This window comes from Pseudoalteromonas sp. BZA4 (genome assembly GCF_040104395.1).
Taxonomy (GTDB): domain Bacteria; phylum Pseudomonadota; class Gammaproteobacteria; order Enterobacterales; family Alteromonadaceae; genus Pseudoalteromonas.
The window spans coordinates 20,462-40,969 of record NZ_JBECOT010000001.1 but is presented as its reverse complement, the minus strand read 5'-3'; the positions used below and the strand labels follow the sequence as shown (position 1 = coordinate 40,969).

Annotated in this window: 18 protein-coding genes and 1 riboswitch; of the genes, 8 read left to right on the top strand and 10 right to left on the bottom strand. The window is 41.6% G+C overall.

What is annotated here, in order from left to right; translation table 11 throughout:
* Positions 1–90: 90 nt before the first annotated feature.
* The 4 genes from ABMY41_RS00165 (at position 91) to ABMY41_RS00150 (ending at position 3,973) form a co-directional block, all read left to right on the top strand.
* Complete coding sequence (locus tag ABMY41_RS00165; protein WP_349273893.1) at positions 91–1,707, top strand: L,D-transpeptidase family protein; 1,617 nt, start codon at positions 91–93, stop codon at positions 1,705–1,707.
* Between the two features lie 8 nt (positions 1,708–1,715).
* A complete protein-coding gene (locus tag ABMY41_RS00160; RefSeq protein WP_349273891.1) occupies positions 1,716–2,579 on the top strand; it encodes a D-Ala-D-Ala carboxypeptidase family metallohydrolase in 864 nt (287 codons plus the stop codon).
* 103 nt (positions 2,580–2,682) lie between these two features.
* Positions 2,683–3,372, top strand: a complete 690-nt coding sequence (locus ABMY41_RS00155; RefSeq protein ID WP_349273889.1) for a hypothetical protein — start codon at positions 2,683–2,685, stop codon at positions 3,370–3,372.
* A gap of 274 nt (positions 3,373–3,646) precedes the next feature.
* A complete protein-coding gene (locus ABMY41_RS00150) occupies positions 3,647–3,973 on the top strand; it encodes a tetratricopeptide repeat protein (RefSeq protein ID WP_349273888.1) in 327 nt (108 codons plus the stop codon).
* 48 nt (positions 3,974–4,021) lie between these two features.
* Here ABMY41_RS00150 and ribB read toward each other — a convergent pair whose 3' ends face one another.
* The gene (gene ribB / locus ABMY41_RS00145; RefSeq protein WP_289096706.1) at positions 4,022–4,675 is read right to left on the bottom strand and encodes a 3,4-dihydroxy-2-butanone-4-phosphate synthase; all 654 of its coding nucleotides are present in this window, start codon (positions 4,673–4,675) and stop codon (positions 4,022–4,024) included.
* A gap of 358 nt (positions 4,676–5,033) precedes the next feature.
* A riboswitch (FMN riboswitch) is annotated at positions 5,034–5,190 on the bottom strand.
* A gap of 47 nt (positions 5,191–5,237) precedes the next feature.
* Complete coding sequence (locus ABMY41_RS00140; RefSeq protein ID WP_287243772.1) at positions 5,238–6,176, bottom strand: LysR family transcriptional regulator; 939 nt, start codon at positions 6,174–6,176, stop codon at positions 5,238–5,240.
* Positions 6,177–6,278: 102 nt separating this feature from the next.
* Between ABMY41_RS00140 and ABMY41_RS00135 the strand changes: the two genes are divergently transcribed.
* A complete protein-coding gene (locus tag ABMY41_RS00135) occupies positions 6,279–6,935 on the top strand; it encodes a nitroreductase family protein (RefSeq protein WP_054562008.1) in 657 nt (218 codons plus the stop codon).
* 36 nt (positions 6,936–6,971) lie between these two features.
* Here ABMY41_RS00135 and ABMY41_RS00130 read toward each other — a convergent pair whose 3' ends face one another.
* The 5 genes from ABMY41_RS00130 to dapB all read right to left on the bottom strand — a co-directional run bounded on the left by ABMY41_RS00130 (position 6,972) and on the right by dapB (position 14,038).
* A complete protein-coding gene (locus ABMY41_RS00130; RefSeq protein ID WP_235382329.1) occupies positions 6,972–8,015 on the bottom strand; it encodes a S66 peptidase family protein in 1,044 nt (347 codons plus the stop codon).
* A 118-nt stretch (positions 8,016–8,133) separates the two neighbouring features.
* The gene (greA, locus tag ABMY41_RS00125) at positions 8,134–8,610 is read right to left on the bottom strand and encodes a transcription elongation factor GreA (RefSeq protein ID WP_054561700.1); all 477 of its coding nucleotides are present in this window, start codon (positions 8,608–8,610) and stop codon (positions 8,134–8,136) included.
* 51 nt (positions 8,611–8,661) lie between these two features.
* A complete protein-coding gene (carB, locus tag ABMY41_RS00120) occupies positions 8,662–11,880 on the bottom strand; it encodes a carbamoyl-phosphate synthase large subunit (RefSeq protein ID WP_289096445.1) in 3,219 nt (1,072 codons plus the stop codon).
* Positions 11,881–11,896: 16 nt separating this feature from the next.
* Entirely contained in the window at positions 11,897–13,033 is a 1,137-nt protein-coding gene (carA, locus tag ABMY41_RS00115; protein WP_055020805.1) for a glutamine-hydrolyzing carbamoyl-phosphate synthase small subunit, read from the bottom strand.
* Between the two features lie 207 nt (positions 13,034–13,240).
* Positions 13,241–14,038 (bottom strand): 4-hydroxy-tetrahydrodipicolinate reductase, encoded by a 798-nt coding sequence (gene dapB / locus ABMY41_RS00110; protein WP_175079091.1) that lies wholly within the window; start codon positions 14,036–14,038, stop codon positions 13,241–13,243.
* Between the two features lie 280 nt (positions 14,039–14,318).
* Here dapB and ABMY41_RS00105 point away from each other — a divergent pair, with 280 nt between their 5' ends.
* A complete protein-coding gene (locus ABMY41_RS00105; RefSeq protein WP_349273945.1) occupies positions 14,319–15,632 on the top strand; it encodes a Na+/H+ antiporter NhaC family protein in 1,314 nt (437 codons plus the stop codon).
* Between the two features lie 92 nt (positions 15,633–15,724).
* Positions 15,725–16,507, top strand: coding sequence for a nucleoside-binding protein (locus ABMY41_RS00100; RefSeq protein WP_349273886.1), 783 nt, complete (start codon positions 15,725–15,727; stop codon positions 16,505–16,507).
* Positions 16,508–16,617: 110 nt separating this feature from the next.
* On the opposite strand, the gene ABMY41_RS00095 is transcribed toward ABMY41_RS00100, so the two are convergent.
* Entirely contained in the window at positions 16,618–17,415 is a 798-nt protein-coding gene (locus tag ABMY41_RS00095; protein WP_054561706.1) for a M48 family metallopeptidase, read from the bottom strand.
* Between the two features lie 192 nt (positions 17,416–17,607).
* Here ABMY41_RS00095 and ABMY41_RS00090 point away from each other — a divergent pair, with 192 nt between their 5' ends.
* Positions 17,608–18,798, top strand: coding sequence for a Bcr/CflA family efflux MFS transporter (locus tag ABMY41_RS00090; protein ID WP_055022171.1), 1,191 nt, complete (start codon positions 17,608–17,610; stop codon positions 18,796–18,798).
* 68 nt (positions 18,799–18,866) lie between these two features.
* Here the strand turns inward: ABMY41_RS00090 and grpE are convergent, their stop codons facing one another.
* A complete protein-coding gene (gene grpE / locus ABMY41_RS00085; RefSeq protein ID WP_054551515.1) occupies positions 18,867–19,475 on the bottom strand; it encodes a nucleotide exchange factor GrpE in 609 nt (202 codons plus the stop codon).
* A gap of 58 nt (positions 19,476–19,533) precedes the next feature.
* A complete protein-coding gene (locus ABMY41_RS00080; protein WP_251599623.1) occupies positions 19,534–20,478 on the bottom strand; it encodes an HrcA family transcriptional regulator in 945 nt (314 codons plus the stop codon).
* Between the last annotated feature and the right edge of the window lie 30 nt (positions 20,479–20,508).

Genomic DNA, 20,508 nt, shown 5'->3' with positions numbered 1-20,508 from the left:
GTTCCTATAAATCGTATTGTTTTGCTAAGCTTAAATGAGCAAAAAAGAAACAATTCAAGAAATTACTAAATACGTTATAAGGACATAGCTATGAAAATTCTACGCTACACAGCTTTGGTAAGTTGTTTATCCATTTGTATGCCTGTGCTGGCTGAAAACCAATACTTACAACAACAGCTTGAGCCTACTCTGATTGGTGAATCTCACAGTATAGAAGGACAACAAATCCACTCTCCTGAAATGACCGTTGCCACCTATAAAGCAAATAATTTTGAACGAGTATGGGACAACGCAAAATATGCCAAGCAAGCGCTCAACTTAATTGCGCAAGCAGAACTTGAAGGGCTATCTCCTAACGACTATCACTTTGATACATTAATGGCGCTGGCCAGCGAAATAGATAAACGCGGAGCGGATGCCGTAGAAGCCCAGTTTGATGTTCTAATGACTGATGCCGTCATGACCTATGCAAAACACTTAATTCGCGGAAAAGTAAACCCTAAACAACTAGCAGCCACATGGAACTATGAACAGTTTGATGTCAGCCCAGATGCTGCAGCGGCCTCATTACTTAAACATGTAAAATCCAAAAGCCTTGATAAGGGACTTGAAAATCTAAAACCTGTTTTGCCTCATTATAAGCGTTTAAAAGACGCCCTTGTGTTTTATCGAGAGCTTGATGCTACCGGCGAGTTACCTGACTTCGCACTGCAAAATAAAGTATTAAAACCGGGGCAATCAGACCCAGCAGTGCCACTTTTAAGACAAAAGTTAAAACGACTAAAGTATTTTGACGGCAGTAACAGTGATGCCACTGATTATAACGATGAGCTAGTCGCAGCAGTTAAACGCTTTCAGAATGCGCATCAAGTTGCTGATGATGGTGTGATTGGCAATGCGACGTTAAAACTACTCAACAAAGATTACAGTGAGTACGTTAATGATATTTTAGTAAACCTAGAGCGCATTCGTTGGGTTGATAACACGCTAACAGAGCGCTTCTTAGTGGTAAATATCGCAGGTTACCTGCTGTATTTATTTGAAGACAATAAATTAAAATGGCAAACCAATGTAGTCGTAGGCAGAAACTACACCAAAACGCCAATATTTAAAGGGCAAATGAGCTATATCGTGATGAACCCAACCTGGACAGTACCGAGGAGTATTTCAGGTGGCATCATCAAAAAAATGAAAGAAAACCCAAACTACTTAAACGAGAAAGACTTTGTTGTGGTTGATAGTCGCCGTAACCCAGTTGATAGCGAGAGTATTGATTGGCCGAATGCTAGCCGCAAAAACTTCCCATATTGGTTTGTACAACAGCCTTCAGAGAATAATTCATTAGGGCAAATCAAGTTTATGTTCCCTAATAAATACTCAATCTATTTGCACGACACCCCTGCAAAAAGTTTATTCCAGCAAGACCAACGTGCATTTAGCCACGGCTGTGTAAGAGTTGATGATCCATTCACCTTAGCTGAGAAAATCTTAGAAACCTCGGATAATTGGAGCCGTAGTGAAATTGATGACGCCATTGCTGCAAAAGAAACTAAAAAAGTCAGCTTATCAAAACCGCTGGATGTACTGTTAATGTATTGGACCGTTGCGGGTAACGACGAGGGCCTACAATTTTATACCGACGTTTATAATCGCGATGGCGCGTTATTAAAAGCACTCACCACACCATTAGCAAACAATACAATTTAGAGGTCACTATGTATTTCAGCCGTATTATTTTTAGTGTGTGCTTAGCGTTAACTACATGCTCTGTTGCTGCCATTGAATTAACTGACTCGCTGCACAGCCTTGTACTTGATGCAAAACAAGTGCTCACACTTGATAACACGGCTGATTTTACAGCTACTACAGTATCAGATGTTGAGACTGAGCGATTAGGGCCAAATAGCATTGCCGTTTATGCCCCAGAAAATGCAGGGTTTTATAGCCTAGTACTGAGTAACAACAAAACCAGCAAACGCTTACTCGTTATAGTGAAAAAACCATTCAATGCTAACAATAAGCAATTGAATAATTATCAAATAGGCCTCTACCCTGCCCCTTATAAAGGCTACCCACAATACGGTGCGCCAAACGGGTTTATAGAAATTTTTGAGAAAGACCTAACACGCCAGTTGACTCCTCATGTGCAAGTTAAAAATGTAATTTGTAAGCAAGTAAGTGGCTTTCCGAAGTATCTTTATGTCAACAACGATGGCTTGATGATGCTCGAAGATCTGCTCACGTTTGTACAAAATGAAGGGATTAAAGTTAGCAAGTTTGCCTTTATCAGCGGCTATAGAACACCCCACTACAATCGCTCAATTGGTAATGGCAAACACAGCCGACACCAATACGGCGATGCCTTTGACCTATATATAGATGAAGATGGTGATGGCCGAATGGACGATTTAAACGGTGATGGCAAACTAACGATTGCTGATGTTGATGTACTTTACAAAGTGTTTGAAAAGTTCCAAAAACAGAGCCGCTACAATGGCGGTATTGGCCGCTATAAACCTGCCTCCCACCACGGTGGTTTTGTTCACATAGATAACCGTGGATTTACCGCTAGGTGGTAATACAATCTTCATATAATCCTAGAATAAATATTATCCAATTGTATTATTACTGCTTGATTGGTATGTTACTGTAAATAATAAAAATATTATAATAAAGGGAATTATGCGTTTTATCCTCTGCATTTTTTATATTTCAGTCCTTAGTGGTTGTCAGAGTTTTATTGCTTATCAAATCACTCAACCTGTAGAAGAGATATCTTACGGTGGCCCTGACGATCCAATGTTGAATACCGTTTACGAAGGTATACCTCACAAAACATGTAACACTATGCATAACTGTATAGCAGTTAGAATATTTTCCCATAATGATTTAATAGAATATTTTGAGCAAGGTGAACAATTTGGCATAACTTTTAAACTAAAATCTAAAGAGGAAATAGAAACATTTGAAACAACTTTGACCTCTATAAATGGCGCTAAACGGAAAAACGATTCAGCGATTATAGTATTCCCAGGTTATGGTGTGAGTAGCTTGATTTATAGCTTTCAAGCCCGCTGGCTTAGCCATTTTACCGGCAAAGATGTCATCCTCATGCCTGCGAGCAATCAGTATAGTGAATTCAAGTTTGGTCTAAATAGTCTTGATGTATTAAAGCATTTTTTAAATACCAACCAATACCAACAAATTGATATTTTAAGTTATTCAATGGGCAGTATTGCTGCTATGCAATTTGCGAAGCAAATGCCTAATGTAAAGCAACAGATAATGGTTGCACCAATAGTGCATTTTGACACCGCATTAATGTCCGTAGCTAAAAATTATCGCCCTACTGAACGGCAAACAATCAGCTAATAGAACCACACTCTATGTCAGTAACGCTGACCCAATAAGCCCCGCTAGTTATTGGCAAGCACTTCAAAATAAGAGTGTATCCATAGTGCATTACAGTAATTTAGACCACACCAGAATGGTAAGCCTTATCAATCAAGCCATGCGCAATGAGGTTTACATCGATTAATGTAACCAACAAATAACAAGGACAGCAATGAACATATTCTTTAATAAACTAAGGTTGCTTGTAGTTTTTTATTTAGTCGCAATTTCAAGCCTCGCACATAGCCAAAACATGCAAGCACAGATGGCTGACTTTATTAATGGCTTTCATAACTTTAAGCAGTTTAATGGCAATGTATTAGTTGCTAAGGATGGAAAAGTACTGTTTGAGCAAAGCTTTGGCTATGAATTAATGCAGATGGGTGAGCTAGACGCCGCAATCACGGTGTTTGAACTCAATAATCAATCTTATCCAGAATCAGCAAATACGTTTGACAGTTTAGGTGAAGCATATTTAGCAGCTGGTGATAAACAAAAAGCATTAGCAAGTTACAAAGGTGCGCTAAAACTTAATCCTGACAGTGAAAGTGCTAAACAAGCGATTGAGAAATTACAATAAATGTAGGCCACAATAGTGGCCTAGCTTTTTACTTACAGCTTAAAGCTTTTAACAAGCCTGTTTTTGCGTTGCTTGGATATAAGCAACTAAATCTTCAATCGATACAACGGGCATATTGTGCTCACTGGCAAACTTGCTAACTTCAGGCAAGCGAGCCATTGAACCATCTGGATTCGTTAATTCGCAAATAACACCAAACGGTGTTAAACCCGCTAACTGCATTAAATCAACCGATGCCTCAGTATGGCCACGGCGCACTAATACACCACCGGTTTGTGCTCGCAGTCCAAACACATGTCCTGGGCGAGATAAGTCTTCAGGCTTTGCATTGTCAGCTGTTGCCGCTTTAATGGTGGTTACACGATCAGCCGCTGAAACGCCGGTTGTCACGCCCGTTTTAGCTTCAATAGTCACTGTGTACGCTGTTTTGTTCTGACTGGTGTTATGCTCAACCATTTGTGGTAAATCAAGCTGTTTAACACGCTCATCGCCCATGCAAAGACACACAATACCGCTACCTTCACGGATCATCATGGCCATTTGCTCTGTGGTCAGGTGCTGTGCTGAGTACACAAAATCACCTTCGTTTTCACGGTTTTCGTCATCTACCACAAGTACGCCCTCACCTTGCTTCAAAGCAGCAATCGCACGTTCAACGCGTTCAAGTGGTTCGCCAAATTGGCTGAGTAAAGAAGACTGAATCATCATTTTTAATACCTATTAAATTAAATATGAAAAGATTCAGGACATTGAAAGGCACAGCAAAAAAGACCACCCGCAGGCAGCCAATTACTGTTTTATAGATTAACTATATTCTCTTTCATCCAAATATACCCAAACTACCTCAATATTCAGAATTCAGCGTTTCTCAGGGGCTTAATATCAAGGCGTTACTTTGTAGGAATGGCACTCCCTTTTAAAAAGTAACAACACAGAGAGTAAGTTCCTGAGAAGCGCCCTTCGGGTTGGTTTAAAAGCGATTTATTCAGCGTTATTGATTTTAACAAGGGAATAGCCATTCTTTGCAATCAATGCCTTGCCTAAATCGCTTTTAATTCCAACTGAACCTCGAATATTGAGGTGGTTTGGGTATAAGACCTCGGCTCTGGCCTCTCACCAGATCTGCTGACCTTTAACCGAAGTTAAAGCGCTCGCGGGCTCACTTAAATTCAAAGTATACCGCCGGTGGGGAATTTCACCCCGCCCTGAGAATGTTGCTTAATCAATAAGATGAATAAGCCAAGCTATTCTATACCTAAAGTAATTAGTTATCGAGTACCCGCTTATCTAATATGCCTTTTTCAATCAGTTGATTGAGGATCGCCTTGGTTTTTTCTCGGCATATATCACGCACTAGACGAACCGCGGGTGTAATGGACTGTCGACTTGGGCATATTAGCCAAAGCTCTGCACATAAGTGAGGGTAATTTTGCATCACTGGCACTACCTGCCCACTTAGTAAATCATCACTGATATCAATGCAAGATTTAACCGCTAGGCCTTTACCAGCCACACACCAACGCCTTACCAAATCACCATCATTAGATGCTCGACGGCCTTGCATTTTCACCTTAAAACGCTCGGTTCCATCGGTAAATTCCCAGACATTATTGATGATATCTTGCAGTTGATAAAATAGACCTTGATGCTGATTTAATTCATCTGGATGTGTCGGCGCGCCATGTTCTGCAATGTACTCTGGGGTTGCACATAACAGCCGCGGAACATTACAAATTTTAAAGCCATATAAATTTGAGTCGGATGGCGAGCCATACCTAAGCGCAAAATCAACGGAGTCTCGGTAAAAGTCGACATTACTATCGCTAATATGCGGGCGCATACTCAGCTTTGGATACTCATCAAGTAACTCATCTAACCATGGGATAATGATATTGCGGCCTAAGTCTGAAGATAGTGCAACCCTGAGCTCACCTTCGATTTCATCATGCTCACCTTTTAACGCAAGTGTGGCTTGCTCAAGCATGAGCACTGCTTGCTGACACTGAGGTAAAAAGCGCTCCCCAGCCGCAGATAAGCGCAAATGACGAGTTGTTCGAACAAATAACTCAGCACCCAGCGCTGCTTCAACACGCTTAATAGCAGCGCTGGCGGTGGCGGCTCGCATGTCTAATTTGGCTGCTGCGGTTGTAATACTACGAAACTCAGCAACCTTGAGGATTAATTTGAGATCTTCAACCAACATATTAACTAAAAATTTTTGATAATGTTTATTCGATTATGCGCTTTATCGTAAAGTATGCAAGGCGTAAACTGCACCTAATTGTTATACATGCGGGAGCAAATCATGACACACCCAATCATTTCTGACTTACAACGCCGTTATACAAGTAAACGTTACGACGCTTCAAAGCAAATTAGCCAAGCAGACTTAGCTGTAATTTTAGAAGCATTACGCCTGTCGCCGTCGTCTATTAATTCTCAACCATGGAAGTTTGTGGTAATTGAATCAGAGCAAGGTAAACAGCGTCTGCATGATAGTTTTGCAAATAAGTTTCAATTTAACCAAGTTCATGCAAAAGCGGCATCACACACCATTTTATTTGCTTATAACCCAAGCTATAAACGTGCTGATTATGAAAAAGTAATTGATGCCGATATTGCTAATGGCCGTACAAAAGCTGAAAACAAAGAGCAGGCTTTTGGTGCCTTCGCCTTTGTTGATTTAAATACAGATGAGCAAGGTGATAACGCCGCTTGGACTAAAGCTCAAACCTACATTGCATTAGGTAATACCATGCACACAGTGGCTCGTTTAGGTTTAGATTCAACACCGATGGAAGGTGTCGATAAAGACTTACTCGGTGAACTATTCGCTGATGAGTTAGATGGTTATGTATGTGAAGTGGCACTCGCTATTGGTTATCACGAGCCAGAGCAAGATTATAATGCTGCATTACCAAAATCGCGTTTAGATAAAGATGCGGTGATTACTGTAGTTTAAAGCCTAAATATTATGCAGGCTTGGCCTGCATAATTGTTATTTTAGGTCTGTCTTCACAACCACATTACTCGCCATACCTTCACACAAATCTGCTGTTATTGTGGCAACAGCTCCATTTATTAGTGCTAAATTTGGGGCTACGTGGCCAATGTCGGCATCAACGATAACTGGGAATAAATTACCTTTAAATGCGAGCTCTATTGCTTGGTATTCATCAAAGTAGCAGTCGTTATTAATTGCAGGGCTGCGGCCAAATACCACCGCATTTACATCAGTAAAAACATCATTCAACTTTAACGATAACAAACAACGTGCAAGGGCCATCGGACTAAGCTCTGCATTTTCTAGGTATAAAATTAACCCCTCAGGCGCATACTGCTTTTTAAATTCATGCAATGCATAGTAATTTGAGGGTAACAACAGACCTAACGTATCTAAACAGCCGCCAATTAAACGTCCAGACACTTCAATTTGGCGTTTATCTTTATAGTTAATACATCGCCATTGGCTTGGAGCGGTATAGTCAAATTGAGCCTCAGGCTTAGCTTTATAATCAATAGGCTTTTGCTGATAAAAAGGCGACGCGACTTGATGCAGTTGCTGTTTTTCTTCAAGTGACATGGCACTAAATATATTTGCTAAATAAACATCGGGATCGTCAGGATGAATTTGCATTAAATTTGCAGCGTGCAAAGTTGCCCAGCCACAACGAGTTGTTAATGCACATGCAAACGTGCTGATATCTGAAAAGCCAACCAACCATTTAGGCCTTGCTTTACTTATCGCATTGAAATCCAGAAGCGGTAAAATTTCCATGGTAAGATCACCGCCCCATGGCGGCATAATGGCTGCGATTGAATCATCAGTTAAATACTGCATTAGCTCATCAGCACGTTGCTTTGCACTATTGTGTGAATGACGTAAACAGGCACCTTCAATAACAGTAAAGCCTTTGGCGGTTAAGCCATTAAGTACTATGTCTAAGCGTTCATGAAAGACTTTATCAACACCTGATGAAAAAGCACATATGGCTATTTTATCACCTTGCTCAAGCGGTTTAGGATACTGAATTTTTGCCATTATTACTCCTTCATTACGACTGTCTTGTAGCCAACGTACCGAATAAATCCACGCCTGTAAACAGGCATAAAAAAACCGCAGTATGAACTGCGGTTTTTCTCAATGCTTGGTTAAGCTACTAAATATACTCAACTTCAATGATTTCGTACTCTACTTCACCGTTTGGTGTTTTAATGATAACGGCATCATCTACCTCTTTACCAATTAAACCACGCGCGATTGGTGAGTTAACAGAAATCAGGTTATTTTTGATATCTGCTTCGTCATCGCCTACGATTCGGTATTTTACTTCAGCATCGGTTTCAACATTAACGATAGTAACCGTTGTGCCAAAAATAACTTTACCTGTGTTAGGCATTTTAGTTACATCAATGATTTGCACATTTGAAAGCTTCGCTTCAATTTCTTGAATACGGCCTTCGCAGAAACCTTGTTGCTCACGAGCAGCATGGTATTCAGCGTTCTCTTTCAAATCACCGTGCTCACGTGCTTCAGCGATATCAGCAACGATTTTTGGACGGGTAACTGTTTTTAATTCGTTAAGTTCTTCGCGCAGTAATGCTGCACCACGAACTGTCATCGGAATTGATTGCATATTATTCTCACTTAATCCCAAGGGCGATTGCCTCGCCCTTGGCACATTTCCTTAGTTCATTCGCTGATGTAGTTCCTGAACTGACGTCACCTTGCTACGGTCGTCTGCTTGGTTTGCAGTACAGTTAGCAAATGCCGCGTTCAGAGTCGTTGTGTAGTTAGTCTTATGCTGTAACGCACCACGACGTAACACCTTCGAATCTTCAATCGCTTGGCGGCCTTCAGTAGTGTTTACAATGTAGCTGTATTCACCATTTTTAATTCTATCAAGAATATGAGGACGACCTTCGTATACTTTATTAACGCGACGAACTGCAATGCCAGCTTCTTCAAGTGCTTTTGCAGTGCCACCTGTTGCATCTAACTCGAAACCAAGTTCAGTCATGGTTTTAGCTAGTTCAACGATACGTGGTTTGTCACTGTTGCGTACCGATAGTAACGCGCGACCACCGCGTGGTAAAGTGTTGCTTGCACCTAATTGTGCTTTAGCGAATGCTTCGGCGAAAGTTTCACCAACACCCATTACCTCACCCGTTGAGCGCATTTCTGGGCCACGGATTGGGTCAACACCTTGGAACTTAGCAAATGGCAGTACCACTTCTTTTACGCTGTAGTAGGGAGGGATTACTTCTTTTGTAATACCTTGGCTTGCTAGCGACTGACCCGCCATACAACGTGCAGCAACTTTAGCAAGTGCAATACCTGTCGCTTTAGAAACAAATGGTACTGTACGTGCAGCACGTGGGTTTACTTCGATTAAGTAAACTTTACCGTCTTTCACAGCAAACTGAGTATTCATCAGACCTACTACGCCAAGCTCTAGTGCCATATCAGTCACTTGCTTACGCATTACGTCTTGTACTTCAGCAGTTAGTGAGTGAGCTGGTAATGAACACGCTGAGTCACCTGAGTGAACACCTGCTTGCTCAATGTGCTCCATGATACCACCGATGATTACTTGCTCACCGTCACAGATAGCGTCAACGTCAACTTCAATTGCGTTATCTAAGAAGTGGTCAAGTAGTACTGGCGCTTCATTTGACGCTGATACTGCTTCAGTCATGTAACGACGTAAATCGTCTTCATCATAAACTACTTCCATTGCGCGACCACCTAGTACATAAGAAGGACGTACAACCAGTGGGAAGCCGATTTCAGCAGACTTAACAATCGCTTCTTCTAAAGAAGTAACCGTTGCATTCTCTGGTTGAAGAAGATCTAGACGCTCAACAAGCTGTTGGAAACGCTCACGGTCTTCTGCACGGTCGATTGCATCTGGTGAAGTACCAATAACTGGCACGCCATTCGCTTCAAGTTCACGAGCAAGTTTCAGTGGTGTTTGACCACCGTACTGAACGATAACACCTTTTGGCTTTTCAACGCGTACGATTTCTAATACATCTTCTAGCGTGATTGGCTCGAAGAATAAACGATCAGATGTATCGTAGTCAGTTGAAACAGTTTCAGGGTTACAGTTAACCATAATTGTTTCATAGCCGTCTTCACGTAAAGCTAATGCTGCGTGAACACAACAGTAATCGAATTCGATACCTTGACCGATACGGTTAGGACCACCACCGATTACCATGATTTTATCTTTTTCAGATGGATTCGCTTCACATTCTTCATCATAAGATGAGTACATGTAAGCTGTGTCTGAGCTGAACTCCGCAGCACAGGTATCAACGCGCTTATATACAGGCACGATATCTAACTGGTGACGCTTTTTACGAATTTCTGCTTCAGAAACACCGGCAATTTCAGCGATACGCGCATCAGCAAAACCTTTACGCTTAAGCTTACGTAAAAACTCAGCATTTAGACCAGCCATACCTACTTCGCTGATTGTTGCTTCGTCTTTTAAGATGTCTTCGATTTGTACTAAGTACCAAGGGTCAATCTTAGTTAATTCGAATACGTCTTCTACGCTCATACCGTGACGCATTGCATCAGCAACGTACCAAATACGCTCAGCACCTGGCTCACGTAATTCACGGATGATTTTTTCTTTTGCTTTCGGATCATCAAGGGCAACAATTGGGTTAAAGCCCGTTGCGCCTACTTCAAGACCACGTAGTGCTTTATGCAGTGATTCTTGTTGGTTACGACCAATCGCCATAACCTCACCTACAGATTTCATCTGTGTTGTAAGACGGTCGTTTGAACCTGCGAATTTTTCGAAGTTAAAACGTGGGATCTTAGTAACAACGTAATCAATTGACGGCTCGAAAGACGCTGGTGTTTTACCGCCAGTGATGTCGTTTTGTAGCTCATCAAGGGTGTAACCTACTGCTAGTTTTGCAGCGATTTTCGCAATTGGGAAACCGGTTGCTTTTGATGCTAATGCAGAAGAACGCGATACACGTGGGTTCATCTCGATGATAACCATACGGCCATCAACTGGATTCACACCAAACTGTACGTTTGAACCACCTGTTTCAACACCGATTTCACGAAGTACCGCCATCGATGCATTACGCATGATTTGGTATTCTTTGTCAGTTAGTGTTTGCGCTGGTGCAACCGTGATTGAGTCACCAGTGTGAACACCCATAGGGTCAAAGTTTTCGATAGAACATACGATGATACAGTTGTCGTTTTTGTCACGAACAACTTCCATTTCGTACTCTTTCCAACCGATTAATGATTCATCGATTAAAAGTTCATTTGTTGGTGATAAATCTAAACCACGCTCACAAATTTCATCAAATTCTTCTTGGTTGTATGCAACACCACCACCGGTACCACCCATAGTGAATGATGGACGAATGATACATGGGAAACCGATGCGGCTAAGTACATCGTGTGCTTCTTCCATTGAGTGAGCGATTTCTGCACGCGGACACTCAAGGCCAATGTTCTTCATTGCTTCGTCAAAACGCTCACGGTTTTCAGCTTTATCGATTGCATCAGCAGTTGCACCGATTAGCTCAACACCGTGTTTTTCCAGTACGCCGTGCTTATCTAAATCAAGTGCACAGTTTAATGCTGTTTGACCACCCATAGTAGGCAGTACTGCATCTGGCTTTTCTTTTTCAATGATTTTCTCTACCACTTCCCAGTGAATTGGCTCGATGTACGTCGCATCCGCCATTTCAGGGTCAGTCATGATAGTTGCAGGGTTCGAGTTTACAAGAATTACTCGAAAGCCTTCTTCTCGTAGTGCTTTACACGCTTGTGCACCAGAGTAGTCAAATTCACAAGCTTGACCGATTACGATCGGGCCTGCGCCTAAGATAAGAATGCTTTTTATGTCGGTACGTTTTGGCATTGTTACTCCGGTTAAATTAGTTAGAACGTGCTTGCATCAGGTCGATGAAGTGGTCAAATAATGGTGCCGCATCATGTGGACCTGGGCTTGCTTCAGGGTGACCTTGGAAGCTAAATGCAGGCTTGTCTGTGCGGTGAATACCTTGTAGCGTGCCATCGAATAATGATACGTGAGTTGCACGTAAATTCGCTGGTAATGTTGCTTCGTCAGCTGCGAAACCGTGGTTTTGCGCTGTGATCATTACAACATTGCGGTCAAGGTCTTTAACTGGGTGGTTACCACCGTGGTGACCAAACTTCATTTTCACCGTTTGTGCACCTGAAGCAAGTGCAAGTAATTGGTGACCTAAACAGATACCAAAGATTGGCGTGTCTGTTTCTAGGAAAGTTTTAATTGCTTCAATCGCGTAAGTACACGGCTCAGGGTCGCCTGGGCCATTTGATAAGAAGATACCGTCTGGGTTTAATGCCAGTACGTCTTCTGCAGATGTTTGTGCAGGAACAACGGTTAATTTGCAACCGCGGTCAACTAACATACGTAAGATATTACGTTTAACACCGAAGTCATAAGCAACAACGTGGAACTTCTCGTCTGCTGCTTCTAGCGTTTTAAAGCCTGAACCTAACGTCCAGCTTGATTCGCGCCACTCAAAATTTTCCTTGGTTGAGACAACTTTTGCTAAATCCATGCCTTTTAAGCCTGGGAAGGCTTGCGCAGCTTCAAGCGCTTTATTCTCATCTAACTCGTCGCCTGCAATGATACAACCATTTTGAGCGCCTTTATCACGTAAGATACGTGTTAATTTACGAGTGTCGATGTCAGCAATACCTAAGATATTGCGTTCTTTTAAGTAATCACTTAACGATTGCTCGTTACGGAAATTACTTGCTAGCAGTGGCAAATCACGGATCACTAGGCCTTTAGCCCAGATTTGACCCGCTTCTTCGTCTTCGCTGTTAGTACCCGTATTACCGATATGTGGGTACGTCAAAGTTACGATTTGTTCCGCGTATGAAGGGTCAGTCAAAATTTCTTGATAACCAGTCATAGACGTATTGAATACTACTTCACCGACTGACATGCCGTCAGCGCCGATTGCAGTACCGCGAAACACTGTGCCGTCTTCTAGGACTAACAGAGCGGATTTAGTCAAGTTAACCTCCTAACAGTAAAAAACGGGAGTAAAGTCATTTGCTCTACTGCCCGTTTATAGCGATTGGAAACACGCATTTATGAATTTTTGGCAAATTGGCGCTATTCTACAGCAAATTAGCATTCAGATCTAATCTTAATTAATAAAATAGTAAAAATAAGCGTTATTAACTAAAAATCCACTGAAACTGCCAAAAAAGAAACTAAACTACTTCAAGTCAAGCACATCTTGCATGTCATAAAGTCCAGCTGGTTTATTTTTCAACCAGCCCGCAGCTCTTACAGCACCTAATGCGAAGGTCATTCTTGAACTTGCTTTATGAGTTAATTCTAGCCTTTCGCCAGAAGTTGCGAAATATGCGGTGTGTTCACCTACTATATCTCCGCCTCTCATAACTGAATAACCTATTTCATTTTGCGATTTTGCGTGTTCATCATTGCTTCTATCAAAACGCGCGACCTCATCATGCTGCCAACCTTTTGCCTCGGCAATAGCTTCACCAATTGCCAATGCAGTTCCTGATGGCGCATCGATTTTGTGACGATGATGAGCTTCAAATATTTCGATATCCATGTCATCGCCAAACTTCACAGCCGCAGTCTGCACTAAGTTAAGCAGTAAATTCACACCTACGCTATAGTTGCGGGCAAAAACAATCGGAATGTGTTTCGCCGCTTCATTAAGCGCATCAAGATCATCTTGGTTAAGGCCCGTAGTACCAATTACCATGGCGATATTTTTTTCGACCGCTGTTTTTAAATGGTTGCGCATTCCTGCCGGTAAAGTGAAATCAATCAATACATCAGCATCTTTTACGTCAGTTTCTTTACTAAATGTTACATCTGATGATGCAGCGCTGTTTAATTGATTAACCGCGATATCTAAAAGTGGCGAGTTATCACGGACGTACGCGCCCGTTAATGTTGCGTCATCTTTTTTTGAGACAGCTTCTAAAAGTGCAAGTCCCATGCGGCCGTTTGCGCCAAATACACCTATGCGGTTCATATAGTTACCTTATCTATTCTTCTTAGCTGGCTGGATTTTATCGAAAACTCATGTAATAGTCAGGTTAGCTTATAAAAAATACAGAGCTAATTTTAGATTTATTAATAGAACAACAATAATAACAGATAGTCTTTGCATTTAGCCATCTATACATTTAAACTTCTTCCTTTGCGCCGATTTGGTCTTTGGCTTGCGGGCGCTGTTGATGTCTTTTAGGCACAACTAAATACAGCTAAAAGAAGTGTTTGGCTGTGTTATTGGTTATCTAACGAGGAATATGATGCAGCCATCATTTAATAAAACAAAAGCAAAGCTTTCTTTGCTGCCGCTTTTGGTGTTTGTCGGCTTATTTTTAGGCGCTGGCTTATACTTACAGTCTCAAGGTGTCGATTACGCCTTCTATCAATTGCCTGCTCCAGTGGCAATTTTGCCAGCTATCATGCTGGCGTTTATCTTAAATAAAAATACCATCAACCACAGTGTTGAAACCTTTATTAAAGGTGCGGGCCATAGCAACATCATCACTATGTGTTTGATTTATTTGCTTGCCGGTGCATTTTCTGCGGTTGCTGGTGCAACCGGTGGTGTTGATGCCGTAGTTAATGCCGGTTTATCACTTATTCCACCTGCTCTGTTACTACCTGGGTTATTTCTAATTGCTGCGGTAGTGTCGACTGCGATGGGTACTTCAATGGGTACTATCGGTGCGATTGGCCCGATTGCTTATGCCGTCGCCCAAAAAACAGGCATTGATCCATCCCTGATGGCAGGCACGATTGTATCAGGTGCCATGTTTGGTGATAACTTATCAATCATCTCTGACACAACTATTGCTGCAACCCGCACGCAAGGCTGTGAAATGAAAGATAAATTTCGTGAGAACTTAAAAATCGCCTTACCTGCTGCGGCATTAACTATCGGCTTGTTATTCTTCTTAACGCCTGCTGCAGAAACTGTAGAGACACAAGACTTCGATATCTTACTAGTATTACCTTATGCCTTTATCTTAGTGCTCGCGGTAATGGGCTTTAACGTATTCGTGGTGCTGTTTAGCGGTATAATCTTCGCTGCACTTATGGGCTTTACTGGCAGCTATGAAGGTGCGAGTTTTGTTAAAGATGTTTATAAAGGCTTTACTGACATGCAGGAAATTTTCTTGCTATCGATGTTTATTGGCGGTCTTTCAGAGTTTATCCGTATTAATGGTGGTCTTGATTATATTGCTAACAAAATTCAGGCAATTACAAAAATCATTGCAAAATGGCACCGTAAAGTAGCAGATCAATTAGGTATTGCTGCACTGGTTATGACTAGTAACTTATGTATTGCCAATAATACCGTGTCTATTATTGTTGCAGGCCCAATTGCTAAAAAATTAGCAGATGATGGCGAAATTACAGGCAAGCGTTCAGCAAGCTTACTTGATATTTTTGCTTGTGTTACGCAAGGCTCATTGCCGTATGGCGCACAAGCACTTCTACTCGGCGCAACATTCAAAATTAGCCCATGGGAAGTCTCTACCTCTTCTTACTACTGCTTTATTCTTGCCTTTACTGCCGTTGCAGTAATTTGCTTACGCCGAAATAAAGCATAACTTAAATAATTTTTCTTAAGATACGCCCAAATATGGGCGTATCTGCTATAATCCAACCTTTGTATCCCCCTTTACACCATCAATATTGAGATATGAACTTGAAAAAGATCCTTTCTGTTGCTGCGCTTTGTGCAGTAAGTACTTCTGGCTATGCCGCTAATTGGAGCTCTACGCAATTACACGTTAATAACGGTGAACACAAAAACCCGTTTTCATTAACTAAGTCAAATACCACGGTTGTATCACTACAGCATGCGTCTGGTTATGACTATGGCGACAACTTCTTTTTTATTGATTACAGCGACGACGACCGTCAAGATGGCTATCAAGATAAAGACTTTTACGGTGAGTGGTATTCAACATTTAGCTTATCAAAAATCTCTGGCAGTGATTTCTCATACGGCGCAATTGCTGATGTGGGTTTAACGGCAGGTTTTAATGCCGCAGGTGACTCGAAAGTTCTTAAGTATTTACCTGGTGTAAAGCTTAGCTGGCAAGCACCGGGCTTTAGCTTTTTATCTACTTTATTTACCGCTTACATCGATGACAGTGAAGGCGTAGCACGCGGTGGCGCACCAACTGAAACAAACAGCTGGATGATTGATGTTGCTTGGGGCTACCCATTTACTATTGGCTCACAAAAGTTCAACGTAACAGGCCATGTTGAATACATTGCAGAGCGTGAAAATGAATTTGGCGAAGATGTTAAAGCGTGGATTTTAGCGCAGCCAATCATTACGTGGGATTTAGGTCACGCAATGAACATGAAAGAAAACACCTTACTGCTAGGCCTTGAATGGCAATACTGGCACAACAAGCTAGGTACAGACACAACTGAGTCAGTACCACAACTTCACGTTGAGTGGACGTTCTAATAAGCTGAAAGCTGAAAGCTGAAAGCTGAAAGCTGAAAGCTGAAAGCTGAAAAAATTAAAGCCTGTAGTCATCACTGAGTACAGGCTTTTTTAATTACTATAGATATTCTTTACAGTTTACACTGTGGGGTTTTGCCTTTTGCTTTAGCAGCTTGTTGGGCTTTTAATGCATCCGACATATGCTTTTGTAGCTCTTTAATGCGGTTACCCGGTGCTGGGTGAGTCGACATAAATTCTGGAGTACCGCTACTGCCCGCAGCACTCATATTTTGCCAAAGCGATACAGATTGCTCTGGGTTAAACCCTGCTTTTGCCATTAAATCCAAGCCAACAATATCTGCTTCTGATTCATGTGAGCGACTAAACGGTAAGACAACACCATACTGTGCCCCCAAACCTAAAGCTTGCATAATCTCACCGCGATATTGCACATTACCCATATCAAGTGCTGCACCACCAACTTGCAGACCTGTTTGTAACAATGCATTTTGTGATACACGTTCATTAGAATGCTCAGCAATAACGTGTGCAACCTCGTGACCTAGTACCGTTGCTAGTTGATCTTGATTTACAGCAACTTTTAATAAACCTGTATGAACGCCAATATAACCCCCCGGTAATGCAAATGCGTTTGCTGAGTCTTCTTCAAACACGACTACTTCCCACGATTGCTTTGCATACTCGTTAGGTAAAACGGCAATAACATCATCGGCAATACATTTCACATAAGCATTGACGCCAGGATCGGTATTAACAGGTTGTGTTTTTTTCATTTCAGCAAAACTTGCTTGACCCATTTGGCTCATTTGTTGGTCTGAATAAAGCGCGATTTGTGTACGCCCTGTTGGAGAGGTTTTACAGCCAGCTAAAACAGCGGTGGCTAACACTGCCATGATTAACTTTTTCATACTAGTCCTTCAAATACTTAGTGTAATTGTGGCTAATATAGCAAAGCATTGCTTAATTTTATATGAAAATGAACAATCACCCACTCAGTTGTTATCATTTAGTTAATTCTTTTACTTAGCAGGCAAACTAAGTTCACCACAGTGACTCACACTGCTACAATAGTGACCTAATGTTTGATGAATGAGTAAACAATGCCTTCCCCTGAGACTTTAAATAAACGCATTTTATTACCTTTACTGGCAAGTATTGTCGCGATTACGCCTTTAGCAATTGATTTATATTTACCGGCAATGTTGGTGATTGCCAACGACTTGCAAACTACCATGCCAAATGTGCAAATCTCGCTCAGTATTTATTTAGCAGGTTATGCCCTGGGTATGTTGTTTTTTGGTCCGATAGCCGATGAACTTGGTAGACGATTACTCGCAAAGGTGGGCTTAGCCCTATTTGGAATCAGCTCATTAGCACTGGCATTTTGTACCAACATCGAATTATTTTGGTCTTTAAGAGCCGTGCAAGCGTTCACAGGTGCCGCTGCGACAGTCGTAGTGCCGGGTATTATTCGCCACATTTACCGAGAGAACACCGCCAAGGGCATGTCTTATGTCTCGATGATTATGATGGTTGCCCCGTTAATTGCGCCTACTCTAGGCTCATTAATCATGGGAATTTCAACATGGCAGGTTATTTTCATTGCATTAGCTGCTTACAGTTTTGCCATTTTAGCTTTGGTGCAAATTCATTTAATCGATATTCCAATCTTTAAGAGTCAGCAACGTGGTTTGGCACTGTTCTTTAATAGTTATAAAACGGTATTTTCTCGTCGTAGTGCCCTTGCCGATATTGCCAGCTCAATGTTTGCCTCATTTGCATTCTTTTGCTTTTTAACATCGGTACCTTATGTATATCTCGATTTCTTCAAAGTAGATGAACAATTGTTCGGTGTGTTATTCGCCTTTAACGTGCTGGCTTTAATGTTCGGTAACTTTATGAATACACGTTTAGTGCCGCGCTTAGGTTCTCGTAAACTGTTATTTATTGGGCTAGGTATTGGCTTTGTGTCTGGCGGGGCATTGTTGTTATTCAGTGTGATGCATTTATCGCTGTATTTTATCGTTGCTACCATCGCACCACTGATGATGAGCTTGGGTATTGTCGCGAGTAATGCAGACTCATTAATACTGATGCAATTTGAGGAAAAGTCAGGCACTGCAACAGCTGTTATTGGTACCCTGAGATTCGGCAGTGGCGCTTTAGTTGGGCCTATCCTTGCTTTTGTTCACCCACAAAGTGCGATTCCATTTTCTGCTATGATGTTCAGCGCACTGATACTGATCTTACTTGTACAGCTTTGGCATCGAAAACGATACCAATCGACTTAAATATTGAACACAATTGTAATAAAAAAAATGCCTGTAATTAACAGGCATTTTTTATATCTCTTTAAAGCTTATTCAGCTTCTTTCGATACCATAACCATTGCAGGGCGTAATAAACGGCCATTTAATGTATAACCTTTTTGCATTACTGCAAGAACCGTATTAGGCGCTACATCATTGCTCGGCTGAATTGACATTGCTTGATGGAATTCAGGGTTAAATTGTTCACCCTGTGGGTTAACAATTTCAACACCGAATTTTGATACCGCATCATTAAAGCTCTTAACAGTCATTTCGATACCTTCAAGCACAGGCTTAAGCTGCTCATTTTCTTTATCAGAAAACTCAATCGCACGCTCTAGGTTATCGATAACAGGTAGTAATTCGTTAGCAAACTTTTCAAGTGCAAATTTATGCGCTTTTTCTACATCTTGAGCGGCACGACGACGCATGTTCTCAACATCTGCAGCAGCACGAACAACACTGTCCTTTTGATCGTTGATTGTTTGTTTAGCCGCTTCTAATTCGCTGTGTAGTAGTGCGATTTCAGCTTCAGGGCTCATTTCTTCGCCGTCAACTTGTTCAGCCGCTTTTTCTGCAGCTTCTACTTCAGCTTGCATTTGTTCAAATTCTTCGTTTAGTTCAACTTCTTGCTCTGGTGATTTTGTCTGCTCAGACATAGCTTACATGCTCCAATTCTTTACAACTGCGGTAATTATGGGGATTGAATTAAAAGATTCAAGAGGCTGATGAGCCGATTAACTTAAATTCTTGGATGATTGCTTCTATTTGCGCTGATTTTGGACAAATTACGCAAAATCGGCTTTGGTATTCATGGTTATTGAAATAAGGAACGCTGATCACCATCAACTCATTACAGTCTGTAAATGGCAATTGTTCTGTGTTTAACACCGATAACCCATTTTTAAATGCGAGTTTGTCTTCAACAAAATTTAAAAACGATACACCAATATTTAAGCTGGTTTGGCAATCAACTTGGCGGTAAAGGTAGTTTTCACCTACCACAATGCTGTTATCTGAACCGAGTTTTTGACTTAATTGCCGAGTCCATTGTGTTAAAGAGTCATGGCAATTATGTGGTGCAGTGGCTGCCATTGCCTGCATTCGATATAAGCCTTCCATTAAGGTTTGCTGGCTAAATACGGTATTAAGCCAAGTAGCAAACTGGTAACGAACGACATCCGATGAATCTTCAGGTTTGGTAATGCAAATGTTATGGCTTTGCCCTGCTCTATCGATCAGTAGAATAAGCCAATTACTGCCATCGAAATCAAGCACCTCTACTCGAAAGACCAGCTGTGAGCTGACTTGAGGTAAGCCCACACAACAACACACTTTATAGCGCTGACTTAAACCATGGGCGAGCTCAACTAATTGTGCTTGCTCGGGCTGCCAATATGTTGCAATTTCAGGCAGAGCAAAAAACTCAGTAAGCCAATAATCAAACCCAGCATTGGTAGGTACGCGGCCAGCAGAAGTATGTGGCGAATAAAGCAAGCCCACTTTTTCTAGCCGAGCCATTGCGTTACGAACCGTTGCCGAGCATACCGCCATGCCTTTTTGTTTGGCAATTCGGGTAGAGGCAACAGGCTGGCCTTCACCGTTACAGTAAAGGCTCATTACAGCTGAAAAAATTTGTTGGTCACGAGGATTTAATTTCATAATTTATACATCTTGCTTCTTGCCAGTGGA

Coding starts and splice junctions, on each gene's coding strand:
- ABMY41_RS00140 (WP_287243772.1), bottom strand. CDS start 6,176: ATGTTGGTTGAAGATCTCAAATTAATCCTCAAGGTTGCTGAGTTTCGT.
- ABMY41_RS00080 (WP_251599623.1), bottom strand. CDS start 20,478: ATGAAATTAAATCCTCGTGACCAACAAATTTTTTCAGCTGTAATGAGC.
- ABMY41_RS00135 (WP_054562008.1), top strand. CDS start 6,279: ATGACACACCCAATCATTTCTGACTTACAACGCCGTTATACAAGTAAA.
- carB (WP_289096445.1), bottom strand. CDS start 11,880: ATGCCAAAACGTACCGACATAAAAAGCATTCTTATCTTAGGCGCAGGC.
- ABMY41_RS00150 (WP_349273888.1), top strand. CDS start 3,647: ATGCAAGCACAGATGGCTGACTTTATTAATGGCTTTCATAACTTTAAG.
- ABMY41_RS00160 (WP_349273891.1), top strand. CDS start 1,716: ATGTATTTCAGCCGTATTATTTTTAGTGTGTGCTTAGCGTTAACTACA.
- greA (WP_054561700.1), bottom strand. CDS start 8,610: ATGCAATCAATTCCGATGACAGTTCGTGGTGCAGCATTACTGCGCGAA.
- ABMY41_RS00165 (WP_349273893.1), top strand. CDS start 91: ATGAAAATTCTACGCTACACAGCTTTGGTAAGTTGTTTATCCATTTGT.
- ABMY41_RS00095 (WP_054561706.1), bottom strand. CDS start 17,415: ATGAAAAAGTTAATCATGGCAGTGTTAGCCACCGCTGTTTTAGCTGGC.
- ABMY41_RS00100 (WP_349273886.1), top strand. CDS start 15,725: ATGAACTTGAAAAAGATCCTTTCTGTTGCTGCGCTTTGTGCAGTAAGT.
- grpE (WP_054551515.1), bottom strand. CDS start 19,475: ATGTCTGAGCAGACAAAATCACCAGAGCAAGAAGTTGAACTAAACGAA.
- ABMY41_RS00130 (WP_235382329.1), bottom strand. CDS start 8,015: ATGGCAAAAATTCAGTATCCTAAACCGCTTGAGCAAGGTGATAAAATA.
- ABMY41_RS00090 (WP_055022171.1), top strand. CDS start 17,608: ATGCCTTCCCCTGAGACTTTAAATAAACGCATTTTATTACCTTTACTG.
- ABMY41_RS00155 (WP_349273889.1), top strand. CDS start 2,683: ATGCGTTTTATCCTCTGCATTTTTTATATTTCAGTCCTTAGTGGTTGT.
- dapB (WP_175079091.1), bottom strand. CDS start 14,038: ATGAACCGCATAGGTGTATTTGGCGCAAACGGCCGCATGGGACTTGCA.
- ABMY41_RS00105 (WP_349273945.1), top strand. CDS start 14,319: ATGCAGCCATCATTTAATAAAACAAAAGCAAAGCTTTCTTTGCTGCCG.